The sequence below is a fragment of the Sphingopyxis sp. 550B genome (genome assembly GCF_057401805.1).
In genome coordinates, this window is sequence record NZ_CM171610.1 from 446,596 (window position 1) to 468,301 (window position 21,706).

General features: G+C 65.0%; 20 protein-coding genes. 11 read left to right on the forward strand and 9 right to left on the reverse strand.

Annotation, left to right across the window (positions count from 1 at the left end; all coding sequences use genetic code 11):
• Positions 1-4: 4 nt before the first annotated feature.
• The 6 genes from AC2S9W_RS02140 to AC2S9W_RS02165 all read right to left on the reverse strand — a co-directional run bounded on the left by AC2S9W_RS02140 (position 5) and on the right by AC2S9W_RS02165 (position 6,361).
• A complete protein-coding gene (locus AC2S9W_RS02140) occupies positions 5-715 on the reverse strand; it encodes a hypothetical protein (RefSeq protein WP_486571562.1) in 711 nt (236 codons plus the stop codon).
• A 50-nt stretch (positions 716-765) separates the two neighbouring features.
• A complete protein-coding gene (locus AC2S9W_RS02145; RefSeq protein ID WP_226948755.1) occupies positions 766-1,293 on the reverse strand; it encodes a Tll0287-like domain-containing protein in 528 nt (175 codons plus the stop codon).
• Between the two features lie 93 nt (positions 1,294-1,386).
• Positions 1,387-1,710 (reverse strand): ArsR/SmtB family transcription factor, encoded by a 324-nt coding sequence (locus AC2S9W_RS02150; protein WP_012049910.1) that lies wholly within the window; start codon positions 1,708-1,710, stop codon positions 1,387-1,389.
• On the reverse strand, positions 1,707-4,925 hold the full coding sequence (locus AC2S9W_RS02155; protein WP_012049909.1) for an efflux RND transporter permease subunit: 3,219 nt from the start codon (positions 4,923-4,925) through the stop codon (positions 1,707-1,709). The genes AC2S9W_RS02150 and AC2S9W_RS02155 overlap by 4 nt, the downstream gene beginning before the upstream one ends.
• Positions 4,922-5,998: an efflux RND transporter periplasmic adaptor subunit gene (locus AC2S9W_RS02160; protein ID WP_029549118.1), complete on the reverse strand. Its 1,077-nt coding sequence runs from the start codon at positions 5,996-5,998 to the stop codon at positions 4,922-4,924. Before AC2S9W_RS02160 ends, AC2S9W_RS02155 begins: the two co-directional genes overlap by 4 nt.
• A gap of 24 nt (positions 5,999-6,022) precedes the next feature.
• Complete coding sequence (locus tag AC2S9W_RS02165) at positions 6,023-6,361, reverse strand: rhodanese-like domain-containing protein (protein WP_012049907.1); 339 nt, start codon at positions 6,359-6,361, stop codon at positions 6,023-6,025.
• Positions 6,362-6,443: 82 nt separating this feature from the next.
• Here AC2S9W_RS02165 and AC2S9W_RS02170 point away from each other — a divergent pair, with 82 nt between their 5' ends.
• The 3 genes from AC2S9W_RS02170 to AC2S9W_RS02180 are packed head-to-tail and all read left to right on the forward strand — an operon-like array spanning position 6,444 to position 9,213.
• Entirely contained in the window at positions 6,444-7,721 is a 1,278-nt protein-coding gene (locus AC2S9W_RS02170; RefSeq protein WP_029549117.1) for an NAD(P)/FAD-dependent oxidoreductase, read from the forward strand.
• Between the two features lie 26 nt (positions 7,722-7,747).
• Positions 7,748-7,951 carry a YgaP family membrane protein gene (locus tag AC2S9W_RS02175; protein ID WP_012049905.1) on the forward strand — a complete coding sequence of 68 codons (204 nt, stop codon included), beginning with the start codon at positions 7,748-7,750 and terminating at the stop codon, positions 7,949-7,951.
• The gene (locus tag AC2S9W_RS02180; protein ID WP_012049904.1) at positions 7,948-9,213 is read left to right on the forward strand and encodes a TolC family outer membrane protein; all 1,266 of its coding nucleotides are present in this window, start codon (positions 7,948-7,950) and stop codon (positions 9,211-9,213) included. The genes AC2S9W_RS02175 and AC2S9W_RS02180 overlap by 4 nt, the downstream gene beginning before the upstream one ends.
• Before the next feature lie 306 nt (positions 9,214-9,519).
• Here AC2S9W_RS02180 and AC2S9W_RS02185 read toward each other — a convergent pair whose 3' ends face one another.
• Entirely contained in the window at positions 9,520-9,909 is a 390-nt protein-coding gene (locus AC2S9W_RS02185; protein WP_146001582.1) for a hypothetical protein, read from the reverse strand.
• 167 nt (positions 9,910-10,076) lie between these two features.
• On the opposite strand from AC2S9W_RS02185, the gene AC2S9W_RS02190 reads away from it, so the two are divergent.
• The 8 genes from AC2S9W_RS02190 to AC2S9W_RS02225 all read left to right on the forward strand — a co-directional run bounded on the left by AC2S9W_RS02190 (position 10,077) and on the right by AC2S9W_RS02225 (position 19,081).
• Positions 10,077-10,778 (forward strand): VIT1/CCC1 transporter family protein, encoded by a 702-nt coding sequence (locus AC2S9W_RS02190; RefSeq protein WP_012049902.1) that lies wholly within the window; start codon positions 10,077-10,079, stop codon positions 10,776-10,778.
• A gap of 71 nt (positions 10,779-10,849) precedes the next feature.
• Positions 10,850-11,539, forward strand: coding sequence for a cytochrome b/b6 domain-containing protein (locus tag AC2S9W_RS02195; protein WP_012049901.1), 690 nt, complete (start codon positions 10,850-10,852; stop codon positions 11,537-11,539).
• A 75-nt stretch (positions 11,540-11,614) separates the two neighbouring features.
• The gene (locus tag AC2S9W_RS02200; protein WP_029549116.1) at positions 11,615-12,292 is read left to right on the forward strand and encodes a winged helix-turn-helix domain-containing protein; all 678 of its coding nucleotides are present in this window, start codon (positions 11,615-11,617) and stop codon (positions 12,290-12,292) included.
• Positions 12,289-13,305, forward strand: a complete 1,017-nt coding sequence (locus AC2S9W_RS02205) for a sensor histidine kinase (protein WP_012049899.1) — start codon at positions 12,289-12,291, stop codon at positions 13,303-13,305. Before AC2S9W_RS02200 ends, AC2S9W_RS02205 begins: the two co-directional genes overlap by 4 nt.
• 57 nt (positions 13,306-13,362) lie before the next feature.
• The gene (locus AC2S9W_RS02210) at positions 13,363-14,475 is read left to right on the forward strand and encodes an efflux RND transporter periplasmic adaptor subunit (RefSeq protein WP_016747686.1); all 1,113 of its coding nucleotides are present in this window, start codon (positions 13,363-13,365) and stop codon (positions 14,473-14,475) included.
• 7 nt (positions 14,476-14,482) lie between these two features.
• Positions 14,483-17,554 (forward strand): efflux RND transporter permease subunit, encoded by a 3,072-nt coding sequence (locus AC2S9W_RS02215; protein ID WP_016747685.1) that lies wholly within the window; start codon positions 14,483-14,485, stop codon positions 17,552-17,554.
• Complete coding sequence (locus tag AC2S9W_RS02220; RefSeq protein ID WP_016747684.1) at positions 17,547-17,846, forward strand: DUF3240 family protein; 300 nt, start codon at positions 17,547-17,549, stop codon at positions 17,844-17,846. Before AC2S9W_RS02215 ends, AC2S9W_RS02220 begins: the two co-directional genes overlap by 8 nt.
• Positions 17,846-19,081, forward strand: a complete 1,236-nt coding sequence (locus AC2S9W_RS02225) for a TolC family protein (RefSeq protein WP_016747683.1) — start codon at positions 17,846-17,848, stop codon at positions 19,079-19,081. The genes AC2S9W_RS02220 and AC2S9W_RS02225 overlap by 1 nt, the downstream gene beginning before the upstream one ends.
• 44 nt (positions 19,082-19,125) lie before the next feature.
• Here AC2S9W_RS02225 and AC2S9W_RS02230 read toward each other — a convergent pair whose 3' ends face one another.
• On the reverse strand, positions 19,126-20,583 hold the full coding sequence (locus AC2S9W_RS02230; protein WP_486571563.1) for an efflux transporter outer membrane subunit: 1,458 nt from the start codon (positions 20,581-20,583) through the stop codon (positions 19,126-19,128).
• Positions 20,580-21,704: an ABC transporter permease gene (locus AC2S9W_RS02235; RefSeq protein ID WP_012049893.1), complete on the reverse strand. Its 1,125-nt coding sequence runs from the start codon at positions 21,702-21,704 to the stop codon at positions 20,580-20,582. The genes AC2S9W_RS02230 and AC2S9W_RS02235 overlap by 4 nt, the downstream gene beginning before the upstream one ends.
• Between the last annotated feature and the right edge of the window lie 2 nt (positions 21,705-21,706).

Here is a 21,706-nt window from a genome sequence, read left to right on the forward strand (position 1 = left end):
GGGATCAGGGAACGAGGATACTGCTCGCGTCGACGCCGGTCGCGCCGGTCTTGGTGTCGATGGCCGTCACGGTAACGGCATAGGCGCCAGCCATGTTAGCAGGGAATGCGCCGGTGAAATAGCCGGTTCGGCCGCCATAGGACAGGCGGACCTCGCCGGCGGGCCGACCGTCGTGCCGGATAGTGGCCCGCACGTCATAGCGCGCCGCATCCCAGATACCGCCAGGCTCGATCGGACAACCGCACATCAAGGCGACGTTGGCCGCGAGCCGCACGCTCGCGCCTACGCCGCCGCGCTGGTGCGCAGCCGGTTCGACAAGATCGACCACGAGGCCGGGCAGTTCGAGAACCCAACCATCGCCCTGCGTCGCGGGTCGTCCCGGCACGATCCAGCGCTGGGCGGTGACGCGCACCGCTGCCTGTGGCTGTGCGAGCGGGCCATAAGCCACGACTTCGACCAACCTCGGTTCGTCGATGTCGATCCGCGTCCTGAAGGCGGCCGATGCCTCGTCGGCAAGCGGCGTGCCGCGCGGGCCTCCCGTCATGATCCGGGCCGTGTCGCCGGTCGATCCCGCCGTGCGGCCGTGTGCGAGCACTTCGCCGCTTCGCACGTCGCGGAGGATGATCTCGGCCCCGCCCATCGACGTGCCGACGAATTTGCCGCCTTCGCTGATGACGCGAATGACAAGATCGGTCGGTTCGGCCGCGGCCGTCACGGGAAGGCCGGCAAGGATAAGCGCCGACAGACGGACAAGAGCGCCTGACCTCATTGGCCTCCACCCCCGTTCCTGATCGCGCGCGCCAGGGCGGCATCCTCCCACCGAATCGAAAAGGCTCCGCGAAGCTGGCCCGGTGCAAAGCCCGTTGCCTGATCTTCGGGATAATGCGCGCGGATCGCCGCCGTCACTTCGGGCGCGATGTTTTCGCCATGACAGGCAAGGCACATCGGCATGGTGGGTATGGCGCGCATATAACGATATTCGCCGCCCTCCCGTGCCGTCCAGCGCTTGGGTCGACCTTCATCGTCGATCGGCGCGGCGGCCCAGCTCGCCATGACGCGCTGCTCCGCCGCATCGGCCTTGGCGGCGGGGTTGCGGGTCTTGAGCGCGGTGCGTCGCACACTCGCTCCACTTTCCTCCGAGAGCTGCGCCGCAAGTGCCGGGGCGATGCTCGAACAGACGCCGATAGCACCTTGCGGCCCCTCGGCCGCCATCGCGGCCGTAAGCGCGCTCAGCAATTCCTTCTGGAAACGATCGGCCAGGATCTCGGATCGTGCTTGCGCTTCCTCGGCCATCCTTGCCCGATCGTCACCCAGCTCGTGCGGCGCACAGGCCGATAACGCCAGACCAGAGAGCAACGGAAGGACCACGCGGCGCATCGGGATTTCTCAGGACTGCCCAGCAGCCGGCCCGAAGCGGTCGCACAGCATGTCGATCAGCTTGCGAACGTCCTCGTCGGCAAGGCTGTAGTAGATGGTCGTGCCGTCTCGGCGGGTCTTGACTAGGCCACCTTCACGCAGCTTTCCAAGGTGCTGCGAAACGCTGGACTGCGATTGCTCGCACAGCTCCACCATCTGCCCAACGGCAAATTCACCCTGCGTCAACCGGCACAGAATCAGCAAGCGCTGTTCATTGGCGAGCAGCTTCAGCACGCTCGCCGCTTGGGCGGCGTGCTGAGCGAGGAGCGCGAAGGGCGTATCGAGCGGCATCATCTGGTTGCAGGCTTCCCATCATCTCGGAGCACAATGTAAATGGCCGGAATAACCAGCACGGTCAGCAGCGTCGAGGACGCAAGGCCGAACAGCAGCGAAATAGCGAGCCCCTGAAAGATCGGGTCGGTCAGGATGACGGCCGCGCCGATCATTGCCGCGGCGGCGGTGAGGACGATCGGCTTGAACCGGATCGTTCCCGCTTCGAGCAGGACATCGCGCAGGGATTTGTCGGGCGTTGCCGAATGCCTGATGAAGTCGACCAGCAGGATAGAGTTTCGCACGATGATGCCGGCGAGCGCGATGAAGCCGATCATCGACGTCGCGGTGAACGGCGCGCGGAACAGCATATGCCCGATGACGATGCCGACAAGGGTCAGCGGCACCGGAGTCAAGATGACCAGCGGCAGGCGGAAGCTCCTGAACTGCGCGACGACGAGTATGTAGATCCCCAGCAAGGCGACCATGAAGGCCCCGCCCATGTCGCGGAATGTGACCCAGGTGATCTCCCATTCGCCGTCCCAGAGCATCGACGGCACGCTTTCATCCTCGGGTTGCCCATTGAGGCGGATTTGCGGCTTCACCAGCCCCTGGGCCGCCCAATCATGGTCGTCCACGGCGCGATCGACGGCCAACATGCCGTAGATCGGCGCTTCATAGGCCCCGGCAAGCTCGGCCGTCACCATGTCGGCATAGCGACCATCGCGGCGGAAGATGGCGGGGCTTCCCGTCTCGGTGCGAGCATCGACGACCGCGCCCAGGTCGATGAGCTGGCCGCCCGGCGTTTGCGCGACGGGTGTGCTCGACAAGGCCTGCGTCCAGCTCCGGTCCTTCTGTTCGAGCGCGATGGTGATCGGAAGCGGCGTGCGGCCATCGCCGCGCGGCGCATAGCCGACCGTCTGGCTCCCCATGAGCATTCCGATGCTGTCGGCGATCTGGCGCTGCGAGAGGCCATAATAGTCGATGCGGTCGCGCTGGATGTCGAGACGCAACTTGGGCCGCGGCGTTCCAAAACTGTTGTCGACGTCGACGATGAAGGGGACGGATTTGAAAATTTTCTCAAGCTCCGTCGCCGTTTTTTCGCGCGTGGCCGCATCGGGGCCATAGACCTCGGCGAGCAAGGTCGCGAGCACGGGCGGCCCCGGAGGCGTCTCGACCACCTTGATCGACGCGGTTTCAGGGAGCTTCAGCGCCTTCAACCGCTGGCGCAGGTCAAGCGCGATCTGGTGGCTCGACCGGCTGCGCTCGCCCTTGGGCAGCAGCGTCACCATGACGTCGCCCTGTTCGGGCTGCGAACGCAGGAAATAGTGCCGGACAAGGCCGTTGAAGTTGAACGGCGCCGATGTGCCGACATAGGCCTCCATAGACGTTGCTTCGGGCAGGCCGCGCACGATGCCGGCAACGTCTTCCAGCACGCGGCCCGTATTTTCGAGCGCGGTGCCTTCCGGCATGTCGACCACCACCTGAACCTCCGACTTGTTGTCGAAGGGAAGTAGCTTCACGGTCACAGCCTTGAAGTAGAACATCGAACAGGCGACCAGCGTCGCCACACCGACGCCGATCAGGAAGTTGCGCGCGGACGTGCGTGTGTCGATCACGCGATGCGCGACGCGGGCATAGAGCTGCCCCAGCTTGCCGCCGCTTTCATCGTGGCCGTGGCCCGCTGCCAGCGTCTTGCGGGCAAAGCGGATCATCAGCCACGGCGCGATCACGACCGCGACGAAGAACGAGAAGATCATCGCGGCCGAAGCGTTGACCGGGATCGGCGCCATATACGGCCCCATCAATCCCGACACGAACAGCATCGGAAGCAGCGCCGCGACCACGGTCAAGGTGGCGACCACGGTCGGATTGCCGACTTCGGCCACCGCCTCGATCGCCGCCTGGGCGCGGCTGCGGTCATCGTCCATCGCCCAATGGCGGGCGATATTCTCGATCATGACGATCGCGTCGTCCACGAGGATGCCGATGGAGAAGATGAGCGCGAACAGGCTGACGCGGTTGATCGTGTAGCCCATCAAGTTCGACGCGAACATGGTGAGCAGGATCGTCGTCGGGATGACCACGGCGGTCACACCGGCCTCGCGCCACCCGATCGCGAAGCCGATCAGCACCACGATCGAAACGGTCGCCAGCGCCAGATGGAACAGCAGCTCGTTTGCCTTCTCGTTCGCCGTCTCGCCATAGTTGCGCGTGACCGCGACCGTGACGTCATCGGGGATCAGCTTGCCTTTCAGGCTGTCGACGCGCTCAAGGATGGCGTCGGAAACGACAACGGCATTGGCCCCGGCCCGCTTGGCGAAAGCGATGCTGACGGCAGGCGCGGAATGCCATTTGCCGTTCTCGGCCCCATTGTCCGACTTCGACCAGCGCCACGCGCGGGCCTGATCCTCGCGCGGCCCCTGCGTGACGCTGGCAACGTCGCGCAGATAGACAGGGGCGCCAGCGCCGGACCGCACGGTAAGCAATCCCACTTCCTGCGCCGACGACAGCGTGCGGCCCGCGGTCACGCCGACCGCCTTGCCATCCTCGCGGATATTGCCCAGCGGGAAGCTGCGATTGGCCTGGCTCGCGGCCTCGATCACGCTGCCCAGCGGCACGCCATATTGGCGCAGCTTCGTCGGATCGGGCGCGATGCGGATTTCCTCGGGGCGTCCGCCGACAAGGAAGCTGATGCCGACATTATCGACCTTGGCGATCTCGGTGCGCAGCTTGAAGGCCAGCTCGTAGAGGCTCGCGTCGTTCCACTGGCCTGCGGCTCCGGGCTTGGGTGTAAGGGTCAGGACGACAGCCGGCACATCATTGATGCCGCGCACCGTCACCTTGGGATCGGGGATGCCGACGGGCTTCCTGTCCCAATTGGCGCGCAGCTTTTCCTCGATCCGGATCGCCGCGTCCTCGGGGTTCGATCCGACGAGGAAGCGGGCCGTCACCATCACCCCGTCGTCTTGCGCCTGCGTATAGACATGCTCCACGCCATCTACGCTCTTGACGATCGTCTCCAATGGGATGCCGACCAGTTCGGTCGCGTCGGCGGCGGAGAGGCCTGGGGCCATCACCTGAATGTCCACCATCGGCACGCTGATCTGCGGCTCCTCCTCCCGGGGGATGGAAAGAAGAGCCAGCAGACCAACGGCGATCGCCGCGAGGAGAAACAGCGGCGTCAAGGGCGAGGCAATGGTGGCCCTGGTGAGGCGACCGGAAATGCCGAGATTCATGGGCGCGTAGCCTTGGGCTTGCCGGGGGAGAACAACGTGTCGCCGGCAGACACACCGCTCAAGATCTCGACCATGGCGGGGTCGGCCGTCGGCGCGATCTGGACCGGCACCATGCTAAGCCGCTTGCCTTCGCTCACAACCTGAACCTGATCTATCCCGTAGCGCGTGGTGACGAATGTGCGCGGCACCACCAGTGCCTTGCGCGTGCCGATCTCGACCGATGCGCTCACGCGGCGGCCGACGAATTGCGTTGAGAGGCCAGGCAGCGTCGCATCGACACGAACCTGGCCTCCGGTGATCGCAGGATAGACCTGCGTCACGCTGCCCTGGCGCGACCCAGAAGGCACCCCTGCATTATTTTGTCCGCCATCATTCAATGCTGGATCGTCAACGATCACGCGCGCGCCGGGTCGGATCTGTCCGGCAACGGATTCTGGCAGCATCAAGCGTAGGACGGGCGGGCCTGCGGTGACGGTCGCGATCGACATGCCCGGCGCGACCGGCGCGCCTGCGGGAATATCGGCGCGCAGCACACGCCCGCTTGCCGGGGCGATCACCGCCCCCTGCCCCGCGACGCTGGCACTGGCGCCCTGCTGCGCCCGCGCTGCGGCAACCTGCGCGTCGGCCGCGCGGGCGGCGGCGACGGCCTGATCCAGACGCGCCTTCGCATAGACGCCGTTGTTGTAGAGGTCGCGGATGCGCGCGAGGTCCGCATTGGCACGCGCCGCTTCCGCCTGAGCGGCGGCCGCCTGCGCACCGTAGGCGCTCGTCTCGTAGCCAAGCCGCGAGTCGACGATCATGCCGATGCGCTGGCCCTTCTGCACCGTATCCCCGGCGCGCACCGAAAGGGAGGTCAATATGCCGGGGATGCGGGCGAGGACTTCGGCCTGGTCGCGGGTGGCGATCTCCGCACCAACTGCCTTCATATCCGCGATCTCCTTGGGGACGAGTCGCACCATGTCGCCTGCGGGCAATGTCGCCGACGCCTCGTCCTGCTCCGGCTGACTGCCGCACGCCGATAACGCCAACGCGGCGCTTGCCAACCAGAGCCACTTGCCCCTGCCGCTCATCATGCCGCTCATTCCCCTCTTTCGCCCTTAGCCGCCGAGCACCGGCAAACCGGCGTCTTTCCATGCGCCGATGCCGCCGGCGAGATGCGTGTCGATCGCGCTCTGGGCCTGCGCGCACTGGTCGAGCGCCTGCCCGGAACGCCGCCCGCCCGCGCATTGCAGCACGACCGTCCGTCCTTCGGGATCAGGGATGTTACGAGGTGAAAAGCCCGACAGCGGCATGTTTACTGCGCCTGCGATGTGGCCGGTCGCAAACTCGCCGGCCTCGCGCACGTCGATCAGCAGCGCTTTGCCGTCCTTCAGCATGGCGTCCAGCTCGGCGGGGCCGATCTCGCGGTGAGCATCACGTTTCTTGAATCCGAACATGGTTGCCTCTTTCAATTTGTGGATTGCATATAACGTGTAATGATTATATTAGTCAATGTCATTGAATGAGGAAGGATCGCAGATGGGCAAGCCGTTGATCGTGGTATTGGGCGCAGGTCTGGGAGGCACGATCGCCTCCTATGAGATCAAGGCCGCCGTCAAAGGCCGCGCCGACGTGATGACCGTATCCGACACGGATACCTATAGCTTCATCCCCTCCAATCCGTGGGTCGCCGTGCGCTGGCGCGAGCCGGAGGCGATTCAGGTCCATCTCCCCCCGGTGTTCGCGAAAAAGAAGATCGGCTTTACCTCGGTCGGCGCCAAGCGACTCCATGCGAGCGAAAAGCGACTCGAACTCAATGACGGAACATCAATCACTTACGATTATCTTGTAATCGCGACCGGCCCCGATCTGGCCTTTAACGAGATCGAAGGGCTGGGGCCGCAAGGCCATACCGTCTCCGTCTGTCAGACCGCACATGCCGCCGACGCGGCCGATGCCTTCGACGCCTTCGTGGAAAATCCCGGCCCGATCGTCGTCGGCGCGGTCCAGGGCGCGTCCTGCTACGGCCCGGCCTATGAATTTGCGCTGATCCTCGACACCGAGCTGCGCCGGCGCAAGATCCGTGACAAGGTGCCGATGACCTTCGTCACCGCCGAACCCTATATCGGACATCTCGGCCTCGATGGCGTCGGCGACACCAAGAGCCTGCTCGAAAGCGAGCTGCGCGACCGTCATATCAAATGGATCACCAATGCGCGCGTCGCCAAGGTCGACGCCGGCCTCATGCACGTCGAGGAAGTGAACGATGATGGCTCGGTCAAGAAGGCGCATGATCTGCCCTTCGGCTATTCGATGATGCTCCCGGCCTTCCGCGGCGTTCCCGCGGTCAGCAATATCGAGGGGCTGACTAATCCCCGCGGCTTCATCATCATCGACAAGCACCAGCGCAATCCGGCGTTTCCGGAAATATTCGCGCTCGGTGTTTGCGTCGCCATTCCGCCGACCGGACCGACCCCGGTGCCGGTGGGCGTGCCCAAGACCGGCTTCATGATCGAATCCATGGTGACGGCGATCGCCGCCAACCTCGCTTTGATCCTCGAGGGCAGGGAGCCGACCGCCGAAGCGACATGGAACGCCGTCTGCCTTGCCGACTTCGGCGATGGCGGCGTGGCTTTCGTCGCCCAGCCCCAGATTCCGCCGCGCAACGTCAATTGGGCATCCAGCGGCAAGTGGGTCCATTTGGCCAAGATCGGCTTCGAGAAATATTTCCTGCGCAAAGTCCGCAAGGGCGAGAGCGAGCCTTTCTACGAAAAGCTGGCGATGCACGTCATGGGCATCCGCAAGCTGCGTTTCTGATCGTCATTTAGCGAAGGAGTGCAAAGATGACTCTCGATCGTGCCGTGATGGCGTTCGCCGGATGTGTCGTGTTGCTGGGTGTCGTCCTGTCGCTGACCGTGCATCCGTGGTGGATCGCGCTCACCGCTTTCGCCGGCCTCAACATGATACAGGCCAGCTTCACCGGCTTCTGCCCCGCCGCGATGGTATTCAAGGCGCTGGGCGTCCGTCCGGGGACCGCCTTCAAATGATCCGCAAGAGGGCGCTCCCCCGCCCCCTCTTGGCCTGCCTGCTCGCGAGCGTCGCCATGCCGGCCCAGGCGACGACGCTGGAAGAGGCGATCGCGGCCGCCATGAACCATGCGCCCGAAATAGAAGCGGCCCGTGCTGACGCGGATGCCGCCGATGCCCGGATCAAGGAAGCCAGAGGCCAGGGCCTTCCCAGCGCGACGCTGAGCGGGACGATCGGCTATGGCCGCCTCGATCCGCAGGGCTATTTCGGGCTTCCGGCTGCGAACGTCACCCCCCGCGCTGCGCAGCTCACCATCGAGCAACCTTTGTTCATGGGCGGCAGGGTCAGCGCCGGGATCGCGCAGGCGAAAGCCGGGAGCGAGGCCGCGCACGCGGGCGAAAGCATGACGCGAAGCCAAATCGTCGTCGCGACGGTCCAGGCCTATGGGGACGTGCTGACCACGCACCGCATGGTCGTGCTCTACGAACAGATGGTCGGCCAGATGGAGGAGATCCAGCGCCAGGCTCGACTTCGCTTCAAGGCCGGGGAAAGCCCCAGCACCGATGTCGCCCAGGCCGCGGCCCGTCTTGCCGAAGCCCAGGCCGCGCTTGAAGCTGCGCGCGGCGTTGCCGTCTCGGCCGATGCGCGGTTCACCAATCTGACCGGCCTGGCGCCGCAGGATTTGCAGCCCCTTCCGGCAAACCCGGCCATGCCGGGATCGCTCGATGAAGCGCTCGACATTGCGCGGGCGAACAACCCTGCTCTCGCCCAGGCCGAAGCCGCATTGGAGGCCGCGCGCGCTGGCGCGAGAGGCGCGCGAGCGGAACGCTTGCCCACGGTCGGGGCATTCGCGGAAGGCTCCACGATCCGCGACCAGTTCTTCCCCGACTATCGTGCCGACGGCGCCACGGTCGGCGTGCGGGCGCGCTGGCAATTATTCTCCGGTGGGCGCGTCTCGGCGAAGATCACCGAAACCGACAGCGCGGTTAGAGCTGCCGATGCGCGCGAGCGTGCGGCGCGGTCCGCCGTCGATGAACAGACGATCAGCGCCTTTCAGGGCGTTCGATCCGCCGTGCTGGTCGAAACCGCCGCTGGTCAACAAGCCCTTGCCGCTGCGCAGGCACGGGACAGCGTTCGCCATGAGGTCCGCGTCGGCATGAAGCCGCAGCTCGATCTGCTTGATGCCGAACGCGAAGCCATCGCGGCCGCCGTGAGCGAGGCCCGGGCGCAAGGCGATCGCATCGTTGCAGCCTACCGGCTGCTCGCCCTCCTCGGGCGCTGAATTTTCGCACGGGAGACACTTTGCACAAGGATTGGTCCAAAAGGAGCTCATCGCCCTCGCAATCTCCGTGGCAATACGCTGCAATGGCTGTGTAGCTTTTCCATGCCAAGACGGCAGTCAAATAGGGCGCCACTCGCGACGAGGTAATGGAGACGATGGGGATGGCACTCTACATGGGCGCCGGTCCCAGCCTCATGTATGCCGCACAGGCCGCCGAAGCCTTCGATCAATTTGAGAAAGATCGAATCTGAGTTTCGTGGGCAGAACCTACGTCCTCGTGCAACGAACGGCGAGCATTGTTCAATTCTATGTTTTCGACGTAGCCTGATCAGCAGTCCTGGGCAGGAACCGGCTCCAATCAATTTGCATGAACCGTATCAGAAGGAGAATCATCCCGATTTGCAGAGCGATACCACATGAGCTTTTCAACGTGCTCGCAAAAGCGTCGCCGAGGCTCGTTCCGCGCAACCCCTCCTTGGCGCTTGCTGCGTAGAGGGAATAGGAAACGAGACCTCCCGCAAAGAACGCTGCGGTAAAATTCAGCAGGCGCACACGCGCCAGCCCCGCCGCGGCAAACAATTGCGCGAAAGGCAGCGACGAAAGAGCAAACAGCCCCAGACCAAGAATTATGTTGCTCTGCCGCGCCACCGGAGCCTCACCCGCAGCGGCAAGATTGCGCTTCTGTTTCTGCGGCAACCACCCCCCAAGACAGCCAGAAAAAGGGTGAGGCAGGACGTCATAATCATCCTGAAATAACAAATAGATGAGCGATAAGCCAAGATGGGTGAGAGAGATGCAATATACTCGTCGTCAGGGTTTTGTCAGCAAAGGTTGACGAGGTTGCTGCTTTCCATGAGGGGCATATGAGCCGATTGAGAGCCCATCCTGAGCGCCATGCGGTGTCCCGCATCGGCTGGCTGCGCGCGGCAGTGCTGGGCGCCAATGACGGCATCGTCTCTACCGCGAGCCTGATCGTCGGCGTCGCGGCTTCTGGAGCCGACAAGACCAGCATTTATGTGGCGGGCACCGCCGCGCTGGTGGCGGGCGCCATGTCGATGGCCGCCGGCGAATATGTTTCTGTCAGCTCTCAGGCTGATACGGAGAAGGCCGATCTCGCACGCGAGACGGGTGAACTTGTCGATCAGCCTGATTTCGAACGCCAGGAGTTGACAGACATCTATGTCGCGCGCGGGTTAGACGAGAATCTGGCCCTGCAGGTCGCTGATCAGCTTATGGCCCACGATGCGCTAAGCGCCCACGCGCGCGATGAGCTGGGGATTTCCGAGGTGGTGAGCGCGCGCCCGCTCCAGGCCGCTTTGACTTCGGCGCTGACCTTCAGCGCTGGCGCGCTCATGCCGCTGCTTCTCGTCTCCATCGCGCCGCAAGCCAACCTTGTGCCGATCGAGGTGGTCGCAACTCTGTTGTTTCTGGCCATTCTCGGTGCGCTTGGGGCCTGGACCGGAGGCGCGCCGCCCACGCGATCGGTGCTGCGGGTCACCTTCTGGGGGGCGCTGGCGCTGGCGGCGACCGCCGGTATCGGACGGCTGTTCGGAACGGTCGTGTAGATATCCCGCCAAATGTCGTCAGGATTCGGTCAGCCTATGCTCCTAGCTCATCGCCTGGAAAGGTGATCATCATGGCACATTCTGATCGCGCAGAGACATTCAAGGTTTGGGATGCCCCGCTGCGGCTGTTCCACTGGCTGCTGGTTGCGGCAATCACGATCGCCTTCCTGTCGTCCGAAAGCGATAGCCCGATCGCGGCCTGGCACATGGTGGCAGGATGGAGCGCGGCGGTGTTGATCGCTTTCCGACTGATCTGGGGCTTGGTCGGCGGCGAGCACGCCCGCTTTGTGGATTTCATCAGACCCTCAGCGATCGCCGGGCACATCCGCGAACTACTGGCGGGCCGACCCGAGCGCGCCATCGGGCACAATCCCTTGGGCGCGATCGCAGTGATCGCTCTTATCGGCCTCACAGGGGTCGTTCTATGGAGCGGGATTGCCGTCGCGGCAGGTGGTATGGACGAGGATCTCCACGAAGCCCTTGCCTATGGCCTGCTCGCCCTCATCGGCATCCATGTCGGTGCTGTGTTGCTGATGTCGGCGGTTACCCGCGAGAATCTGGTTCGCGCCATGATCGGCGGCCGCAAGAAACGCGCCCTCCATCCCGGAGCGCAGGACGCGCGGGCACCGGGCATCTTTGCGATGCTGCTGGGAGTCGTGGCGATCGTCCTGACAAGTATCGCGATTCTCAAGATGGAGCCGATGGCCTTCTCGCCTCAGCACCGCGAGGCGCATCATGGCGTCCCTGGCGAACGCGACTAACGACTTGCGGGGATGACCTGATAGAAGACGCTATGGCCCACCTTCATCACCCACATGGGAAAGCCCTCAAAAGACATGCGCCTGCTCGTCGTCGAAGATAATGACCGGATGGCGGCACTGATCGCCGACGGCCTCCGACGCCGAGGCTTCGTGTGCGACATCGCGCTGGATCTTGCCCAAGCCGACGACGCAATGGCCGGCGCGCAATATGACGCGATCGTGCTCGATCTTGGCCTCCCCGATGGCGACGGCATCGACTGGCTCGCCGGTCGTCGCAAATATCAGCAGATGCCGCCCGCGATCATCCAGACCGCTCGCGGCGCGCTCGAGGATCGCGTCACCGGCCTCGATGCAGGTGCGGACGACTATGTCGTCAAGCCGGTCGAGGTCGATGAACTCGCCGCGCGCATCCGCGCCCTCCTGCGCCGCCCTGGCGTTAGGACGCAACCCGTCATTGAAGTCGGCACGCTTTGCTTCGACACTGCAAGCCGCTCAGCAAGCATCGCGGATCGCAATGTCGATCTCTCCCGCCGCGAGGCCGATTTGCTGGAACTGCTGATGCGCCGGGCGGGAACAGTGGTGCATCGCGATGTCATTGAAAACGCCCTCTACAGCTTCAACGATCCGGTAACTCCCAATGCAGTGGAAGCCGCTGTCTCGCGTCTGCGCCGCAAGCTGGACGAGGCGGCGATGCCGGGCACGCTCCATACCGTTCGGGGTGTTGGCTATATGCTGAAGGACGGCCCGGCATGACGCGGCGCCGATCGGTTTCCCGGCGTTTGCGGCGCGGACTGGGTCTGATCGGTCTAATCGGCACCGTGCTGCTGCTGGCAGCGGTCGCGTTCTTTTACAGCTTCACCTTCACCCATCTCGATCCGCAAGCAGCGATACTACGCGCGATCAAGGAGATGCTGGAGCATGTCGCGCTGCCGCTGGTCGTGCTGCTGGTGCCGGTCACCATCATGGTGCAACGAGTGATCCGCCAGGCATTCCTGCCTCTGGAGGAAGCCGCCGCCGAGATCGAAGCGGCGCGCGGGCATGAACGGGGTTTTCGGATTGACGCCTCGCATATGCCTGCCGAGGCCTTGCCCTTCACCGATGCCGTCAATGATCTGCTCGTGCGCCTCGATGACGCCGTAATGCGGCAGGAGGCGTTCGCGGCCGATGTCGCACACGAACTGCGCACACCGCTGGCGCTCTTGTCGCTCGAACTCGACCGGCTCGATCATGAGGACGCCGCACGCCTCAAGAACGATGTCGCCTCGATGCGCCGGCTGATCGACCAGCTCATGCTGCTGGCGCAGATCGATGCTGCTGCGGCGGCCCAGACGCCGCTGGAGCCGGTGCCTCTCACCGAGATCGCGACTCAGGTCGTTGGAGCCGTTGCCCCTGGCATCATCGCCGACGCCAAGACAATTGAGCTGGATACCGGCGATCATCCGCCGATCGTGAATATCCGCCGCGAGGCGGTCGCCGCGGCCCTACGCAACCTGATCGAAAATGCCGCGCGCGTTACCCCTGTCGGCGGGACGATCCAGGTCCGGGTTGGCCCTGGCGCCATATTGGCGGTACGCGATGAGGGGCCGGGACTGACGCCGGATCGGCTCAGCGACCTCGTGCAACGCCACCGCCGCGCCGATCATGCGAGCAAGACCGGCGCAGGCCTCGGCCTTGCCATTGTCGAGCGGATCATGGCTGCCCACGGCGGTACGCTCACGACCGATCCTACCTTGCACGAATTGGCTCTGCGCTTTCCCGAACCCTGACCATTCCCGTCAGCATCGTGTCAGGATTCGGTCAGGGACGTTCCTTAGCCGGGCGTCATGTCCAGACGAACGATCCTGCTTTCCGGCGGCGCCACGCTTGCCTTGATCCTGACTGGCTTGTGGTGGCTTGCCGCACGACCCAACGGATCGAACCTCCCGGCGACGGAGAGCGCTGCCCGGTCTGAAAGCGGGGTTCTGGCCGTGGATGCCCGTCGCGCGACGCAAATGGGAATCCGCATTGCTCCAGCGACAGCGGCCGAGGAAGCGCCGCTCGCTACCATACCCGCGATGATTCAGCCCCCCGCCAATGCCCGTGTGGCGGTGGCGGCAACCTTTCCTGGTACGGTGGTGCGAACCCTCGTGGTCGAAGGTGACAGCGTGAAACGCGGGCAGCCGCTCGCCATCATCGCGAGCCGCGACGTGCTGACGATCGGCGCTGATCTCAGCCGGGCCCATGCGCGCAGCGGCGTGGCACAGGCCAATGCGGCGCGATTGTCGCAGCTCAGCCGCGAAGGCATCATCGCCGGCGCTCGCGCGGATGAAGCCAATGCCGTCGCTGCCGAGGCACGCGCCGACGTTTCGGAGAAATCGCGCATCCTGGCGCTGGTGAATGGCCATGGCGGCAACGGTTCTTATACGCTCACCGCCCCCATCGCGGGGCGCGTTACCAGTGCCGCGATCCAGGCGGGCAATCCGGTCGACGGCACCACCGCGCCCTATGTGATCGACGCGGCGGATCGCTATGAGGTGGTCGGGCAATTGCCGGAGCGGCTGATTGGACAAGTCCGCCCCGGCATGAGCGTGCGGCTGCTTCCCGATCTTGTGGGCCGGATCATTGCGGTGGGATCGACGATCGATCCGACCACCCGCTCGGCGAGCCTCAAGGCGGAGATCCCCGGTGGCCCCGGCATGGTCGCGGGCCGGGCCACCAGCATCGTGATCGCTGGCCCCGCGCCAGCGGACGCGGCGAGCGTGCCCGATGCCGCCGTCACCATGATTGGCGGCAAAGCGGCGGTGTTCGTCGCCGTGCGCGGCGGCTTCGTGGCCCGGTCCGTCACAAGCGGGGGGAGCAGTAACGGCCGCACCGTGCTGCTCTCCGGAGTCAGCCCAGGTGAGCCGGTGGTGATCTCTGGTACGAGCGCGCTGAAGGCGCTCGCCTCGGCGCAGTAGGTCCACCATGCTGCGTTCGCTCGTCGCCACGGCGCTTTCTTACCGCCTGCTTGTTCTTGTGCTCGCCACAATCACAGCGGGGCTTGGCGTCTGGGCCTTCACCACCTTGCCCGTCGATGCTTACCCGAACATCGCGCAGACGCAGGTGAAGCTGATCCTCAAGGCCCCCGGCATGACGCCGGAGGAGGTCGAAAGCCGCGTCATCACACCGATCGAGACGGAGATGCTCGGCATCCCCCATCAGGCAATCCTGCGCTCGACCGCCAAATATGCCATTGCCGACATCACGATCGACTTCACCGACGGCACCGACATCTATTGGGCGCGCCAGCAGGTCACCGAACGCCTCTCGGGCGTCATGGGCGATCTGCCGGCATCGGTGAGCGGCGGCCTCGCCCCGATCTCGACTCCGCTCTCCGACGTCTACATGTTCACCATCGAAGGGCCGCTGTCGCTCCAGCAGAAGCGCGAACTGCTCGACTGGACGATCCGGCCCGCGCTGCGCACGGTGCCCGGCGTCGCCGATGTCAACGCGCTGGGCGGTTATGTCCGCACGTTCGAGGTCAGGCCCGATCCCGTCGCGCTGGCGAGCGCGAAACTCTCCGTGGCCGACCTGCGCACCGCAATCGAAAGCGGCAACCGCAATGACGGCGCGGGCCGCCTCGCGAGCGGCGAGGAAGCACTGATCGTCCGCGCGGTGGGCGCGATCCGCACCGTCGAGGATCTGGGGTCGCTCGTCATCGCCAGCCGCGACGGACGGATCGTCCGGCTCGGCGATGTCGCCACCGTCGGCATTGGCAGTCTCACTCGTTATGGCGCGGTCGCGCGCGGCGGCAAAGCCGAAGCCGTGCAGGGTCTCGTCATCGCGCTGCGCGGCGCGGACGCCCGCCAGGTGGTCGATGGCGTGCGGACACGGCTCGCCGAGATGCAGAGTGGCCTGCCCGAAGGCACGCAAATCCATGTCTTCTACGACCGCTCCGATCTGATCGAGCGCGCGGTCGGCACGGTCGAGAAGGCGTTGCTGGAGGCGACCGTGCTGGTCGTCGTGCTGCTGATTCTGTTTCTCGGCGACTGGCGCGCCGCCGCGATCGTCGCGGTGACCCTGCCGATGGCGGCGCTCATCACCTTCCTGTTCATGCGCGGCATGGGGCTGTCCGCCAATCTGATGAGCCTGGGCGGCCTCGCCATCGCGATCGGGCTGCTGGTCGATGGCGCGGTGGTCGTGGTCGAAAATGTCGTCGAGCGGCTGGGGCACGCGCATGGCGAGGATACGCCCCGGCTGAACCTTGTGTTCCGCGCGACCAGCGAGGTGATCGTGCCGGTGTCGGCGGGGATCGTCATCATCGCGCTGGTGTTCCTTCCGCTGCTGTCGTTGCAGGGGCTGGAGGGCAAGCTGTTCGCGCCGGTCGCGCTCACTATCGTCTTTGCACTGCTCGGCTCCTTGCTGCTCGCACTGACGCTTGTGCCGGTACTCGCCTCCTTCGGTCTCAAGAGCGGCCATCATGGCGATCCGTGGATCATGCGCCAGCTTGGCCCGCGCTATCGCGCGCTGCTGGACGGCGCGTTCGCGCGCAAGCGTCTGGTCTATGGCCTGTCCGCCGCCGGGCTGGTGCTGGCGGGTCTGGCTTATGGCGCCGTCGGCAAGACCTTCATGCCGACGATGGACGAGGGCTCGGTGATCGTCCAGCTCACCAAGATGCCGTCGATCAACCTCAGCCAGTCGGTCGCCGGCGACATGGCCGTGCAGCGCGCACTCCTCACCGTGCCGGAGGTCGAGGATGTGATCGCCCGCGTTGGTTCCGACGAGATCGGCCTCGACCCCATGGGCCTCAATGAAACCGACAGCTTCGTCCAGTTGAAGCCGCGATCTGAGTGGCGGGGTGACAAGGACTTCGTGGTCGAGGAAATCCGCAAGGCGCTAGAGGGATTGCCCGGCATCGAAGCCAGCTTCACCCAACCGATCGAAATGCGTGTCTCGGAAATGCTGACCGGCGCGCGCGGCGATCTCGCGGTGAAGATATTCGGTCCCGATTCGCAGATGCTCGCCGATCTGGCGGGCCAGGTCCAGCACATGCTGTCCGGCATTGACGGCGCCTCGGAAGTGCTGACGGTCGCCAATGACAGCGTGGATTATCTCCAGCTCGATATCGATCGCGCGGCGGCGGGACGGTTCGGAATGCCGATCGACCAGATGCAGGATGCCCTGCGCGCGCAGGTCGAGGGCGTCCACGCAGGGATCGTCGCCGATGGGCAGAAGCGCGTGCCTATCGTGATCCGCGGCGATGACAGCATCCGCAATGATCCGGCCCGCTTCGCCGATCTGCAACTGCGCACACCCGATGGCACGCTGGCGCGCGTCAGCGACATGGCGCGGGTGGAGCGGACGCAGGGTCCGGTGAAACTCGACCATGAGAACGGCTCGCGCTTCGCACTTGTGCAGGCGTTCGTCTCGGGACGCGACCTGGTCGGCTATGTCGATGAGGCCAAGGCGGCCGTCGCTGCCAGGGTCAGGCTGCCTGCGGGTTACAGCATCGTCTGGGGCGGCCAGTTCGAAAACCAGCAGCGCGCGTCGGCGCGGCTGATGCTGGTGATCCCGATCGCATTGGCGCTGATCTTTCTCGTCCAGCTGGCAACGCTCCGCTCACTCAGGGCATCGTTGCTCATCCTCGCGAATATCCCGTTCGCGATGGTCGGCGGGCTGCTCTCGCTCTGGCTGTCGGGTGAATATCTCTCCGTTCCCGCATCGGTGGGGTTCATCGCGCTGCTCGGCATCGCCGTGCTCAACGGACTGGTTCTAGTCGCCCATTTTCGCCAGCTCCGCGCCGAGGGGCTGAGCATGGCCGAGACGGTACGGCTGGGCGCGCAGCGGCGGCTGCGTCCCGTGCTGATGACCGCGAGCATCACGGCTTTCGGCCTCGTGCCCTTGCTGTTCGCCAGCGGGCCCGGGTCCGAAATTCAGCGGCCGCTGGCGATCGTGGTGATCGGCGGCCTCATCACCTCCACTTTGTTGACGCTGATCCTGCTGCCGATCCTGTTCGAGCGCTTCGGCGAAAGCGCTGAGGAAATCGCAAATGTCTGACCTTCTGTTCACCCTCCATTGCGCCGTCCGCGACACCGAAGCGTTGCTGGTCGCAATCCGCACCGTGTCCCCGGCACCTATCCACATCTGCGCGGAATCCGTCCGCGGCCAGGATTATGACGATGCCGGAACGGCGGAGAAAGTGTCCGGCGAGCTCAAGCGGGCCACGCTCGAACTGATCGTCGGCGCGGACAGGATGCCCGACCTGCTTCATGCCGTGGAGGAGGCTCGGCGCGACCTGCCGGTCCGCTGGCGAACCACCTGCCTGCTCGATCATGGAAGGATCGCCTGATGCGGGCCATGCTCCTCGCCTGCGGCCTGCTGCTGGCCGCATCGCCAGCCCTGGCACAGCGCACCGATTTGCCGCCCGCCGACAGGGTGAATGAGGCGTTGGACAATCATCCCAGCGTTGCCGCAGCCGCTGCCCGCGTCGAGGCGGCGCGGGCACGGGGCGATATGCTGCGAAAAGGTCCGCATGAGGTGACCGTCAGCGGCAGCTATATACGCCGCACCGTCGATCGCGAAGGCGGATTCAATGAGTTCGACACGACGATCAGCCGTCCCTTCCGCCTGCCCGGCAAGGCAGCGCTTGATCGCGAGGCGGGGGCGCTGGGCGTTGAGGTTGCCCGGAACCAGATGGAGGATGTCCGGCACCAGACGGCGCTCGTCTTCTCCGGCCTGTGGCATGACTGGCTGGCCGCCGGGAGCCATTATCGCAACGATCTCGACACCGTCCGGGGGCTGGAGGCATCGATGGCGGCCGTAGCGCGGCGCGTGGCGCTGCGGGATGCCGCGCAGCTTGACCTCGATCAGGCTGCCGCCGCGCTGGCACAGGCACGCGCGCAGGCGGCCTCGTCGCTCGCCTCACGCGAACAGGCGCGCGTTACGCTTGTGGCGACCTTTCCGGACATTCCACTTCCGCCCGAGCCGCCGGAGCTGGCGATACCCGTGCTGCCTGCCGATGGGCTGGAAGCCATGCGCGATCTGGTGATCGAACGCAGCCACGAAATCGGTGCCGCCGATAAGGAGGCGCAACGGCTGGACGTCACCGCACGCCGGGTTCGCGCCGACCGCGTCGCCGATCCTTCCTTCGGGGTCCGCCTGTTCAGCGAGCGCGGCGGTACGGAAACAGGGGCGGGTGTCGTCGCCTCGATCTCGCTGGGCGGCGGTTATCGCCGTGCTGCGGCCGACCAGGCCTCGGCCGAGGCCAATGCCGCGCGCATGGAACTGGCGGCCGTGACACGCACCGTCGAGGCGATGGCCAATGCTGGTCTTTCCAACGCCCGTACCCGGTTCAATGCCTGGTCCAACGCCGAAGCGTCCGCCCGCAGCGCCGGCGATGCCGCCGCAAGGACGGCTCGCGGCTATCAACTTGGCCAGATCGACCTGGCCGATCTCCTTTATGCGCAGCGGCAGACCAATGACGCGCGCCGCATGGAGATCGATGCCCGCTCCGAAGCAAACCGGGCGCTACTCAGGCTCGAAATCGACTCGCACAGCATCTGGGCGGCGGTCGACAGGGAGTGATCGAACCACGGTGGCTTCACCCTCTGTTGTCGGACGTCCGAGGATCACGAACCGGGAGCAGCGAAAGCTGTATCGGCCAGGTTCCAACCCCCTCCGATCGCCTTGTATAATGCGACCATCTGCACAGCGGCTGTCGTCCGCGCGCGCAGATTTGCGGTTTCGGCCTCATGAAGGAGGCGCTGGGCCGCAAGCAGCTCAATTCGCGTGATATCGCCTGCGGCAAAGCGCGCTTCAGCATGATCAAAGCTGCGGCGCGAGGCATCCAGCGCCGCTTGATGACGTGTCAATGTATCCAAGCTTGCATTATAATCGCCCAAGGTGCGCTCGGCATCTCCCAGTGCCGCCAGCACGGCCTGCTCATAACCCAGCGCGGCCTGCCGCTGGGCAGCCTCCCGGACACTTATCTCCGCGCGCACACGGCCGCCGTCGAACAATCGCCAAGAGATGAGCGGCAGGATGGAGTAGCGGGTGCTGGACGAATCGAACCAGTCGCCCGGACTGAGCGCCTGGAAGCCGCCGCCGGCACCAATGGACAGCTTGGGGAAAAGCTCCGCGGTGGCGACGCCGATATCAGCGGTGCTGGCAGCAAGCCGCCGTTCAGCAGCCAGAACATCGGGGCGGCGACGCAATATGTCGGCGCGTTCCCCTACGGGCAGTGCCGGCAGGACGCGCGCCGGCGCGGCGGTATCGAGCAGCTTCAGTTCCCGTTCCGGGGGTGCGCCGAGCAGGACGCCAAGACCGAGCACGGCTCCGCGCTGACGCGCCGCAATGCCCGGTAGCATGGCATTGGCGGCAGCCCACCGCTCATAGGCTGCGTCCACATCGGCGCGGGAAACATCGCCGAGAGCGGCACGGCTGCGCATGAGGTCCAGCGTCTGTTGCAACGTTGCGACCGTCGCCTGCTGCGTAAGCAATTCTTCCCCGGCGCCAGTCGCCTCGAACCATGTGCGAGCGACCTCCGCCGCGATCCGCATACGTACACCCTGCGCTTCGGCTTGGGTCGCCTGCAACCGCGCGCTGGCGCCTTCCAGCGCCCGGCGATTGGCGCCAAACAGGTCGACTTCCCACGCAGCATCGAAGCCGGCATCATAGATTGTCTGCGACGCATCTAGTCCCGGAATGGAACCAACCGGCAGTGGGCCATTCTCGCTTTGTCGGCGGCGGTTCACGCTGGCGCCTGCGGAAACAGCGGGCAGTTGCTGACCAGCGGCCCGATCGCGCAGAGCGCGCGCTTCATCGATCCGCGCCGCTGCCTGACGGATATCGAGATTTTGCGCCAGTGCAGTGTCGACCAGTCTCTCCAGTTCAGGGTCGCCCAGCGTTGACCACCAGCGGACAAGGTCGGCAGGGGCGGACGCCCCCGCCGCTGCCTGGGTCCAGCCGCTGCCCGTGTCCACGGAAGGCGGCGCGTGATAGTCGGGGCCGACGACACAGGCGGTCAACGAAATGCAGCTGAATAGCACCACCGCAAGACGCAACTGTCGATGAGGGGGAAATATCATTGCAGACGTCCTCGAACGAAGATGGTGGCCGTGGTGAGCGACACCAGGGCGATCAGCGCCAATGGCCAAAGGCTCGCAAGAATATCGCCGGGCGACATTGCTTTCAGAAAGCTGCCTTCCACGATGATCAGAAAATGGGTGAGGGGGATCGCCTGAGCCAGCCATTGCAGCAGCGTGGGCATATTCTCGACCGGGGTAGCGAAGCCCGACATCAGAACGGATGGCACGCCGATGGCGAAGGCGCCAAGGATGGCCTGCTGCTGGGTCGCGCTGATCGCGGATATCATCAGGCCGATGCCCACCACCGACAGGATGAACAGAACCAGGCTGACGAACAGCAGCCCAAACGAGCCGTTGAACGGAATCTGGAACGGACCCGCAGCGGCCGCCATCATCAGAAGACCGAGCATGGTGCCGATGACCAGAGCGGGCAGGGATTTGGATATAATGATTTCCGGCGTGGAGGTTGGTGACACCAGCAACTGGTCGAATGTTCCCAGTTCGCGCTCCCGCGCGATCGACAGCGAGGTGATGAGCAGCGCGCTGAAGAACGCCAGGATACCGGAGAGGCCGGGCACGATGAACCAGCGGTAGGTCAGGTTGGGATTGAACCAGTTGCGCACCGCCACCGCCGATGCGGGCGCACTGCCGGCGTTTGCTTCCGCGCCAACCTCGGCAGCGATGGCGGAGAGATAAGAAGCGGTGATCTGCCCTGAATTGCTGCGCCGGCCATCGATCAGCATCTGAACGCGACCATTGTCGCCGGTGGCGATTGCGCGCGAAAAGTCCGGCTGGATATCGAGCGCCGCGATCACCTTGCCCTGGTCGATAAGATCGCGCAGCTCTTGGCTGTCGTTCACGCGATAGACCTGCGTAATGAAGTCGGCCCGGTCGAGCCGCGTGATCAGTTCATAGGACCAGCGCCCCGAATCCTGATTGTGAACGGCGATATCGACATTGCGCACTTCCAGCGTCGCGGCGAAGGCGAACACCAGCAGTTGCAACAGCGGCGGCACAAGCACCACCATGCGGCTGCGCGGGTCGCGCAGGATGCTCAGCACTTCCTTGATGAACTGCGCCCGCAGCCGGGTGAAAGCGAAATGGCTATTGTGTTGCGCCATGG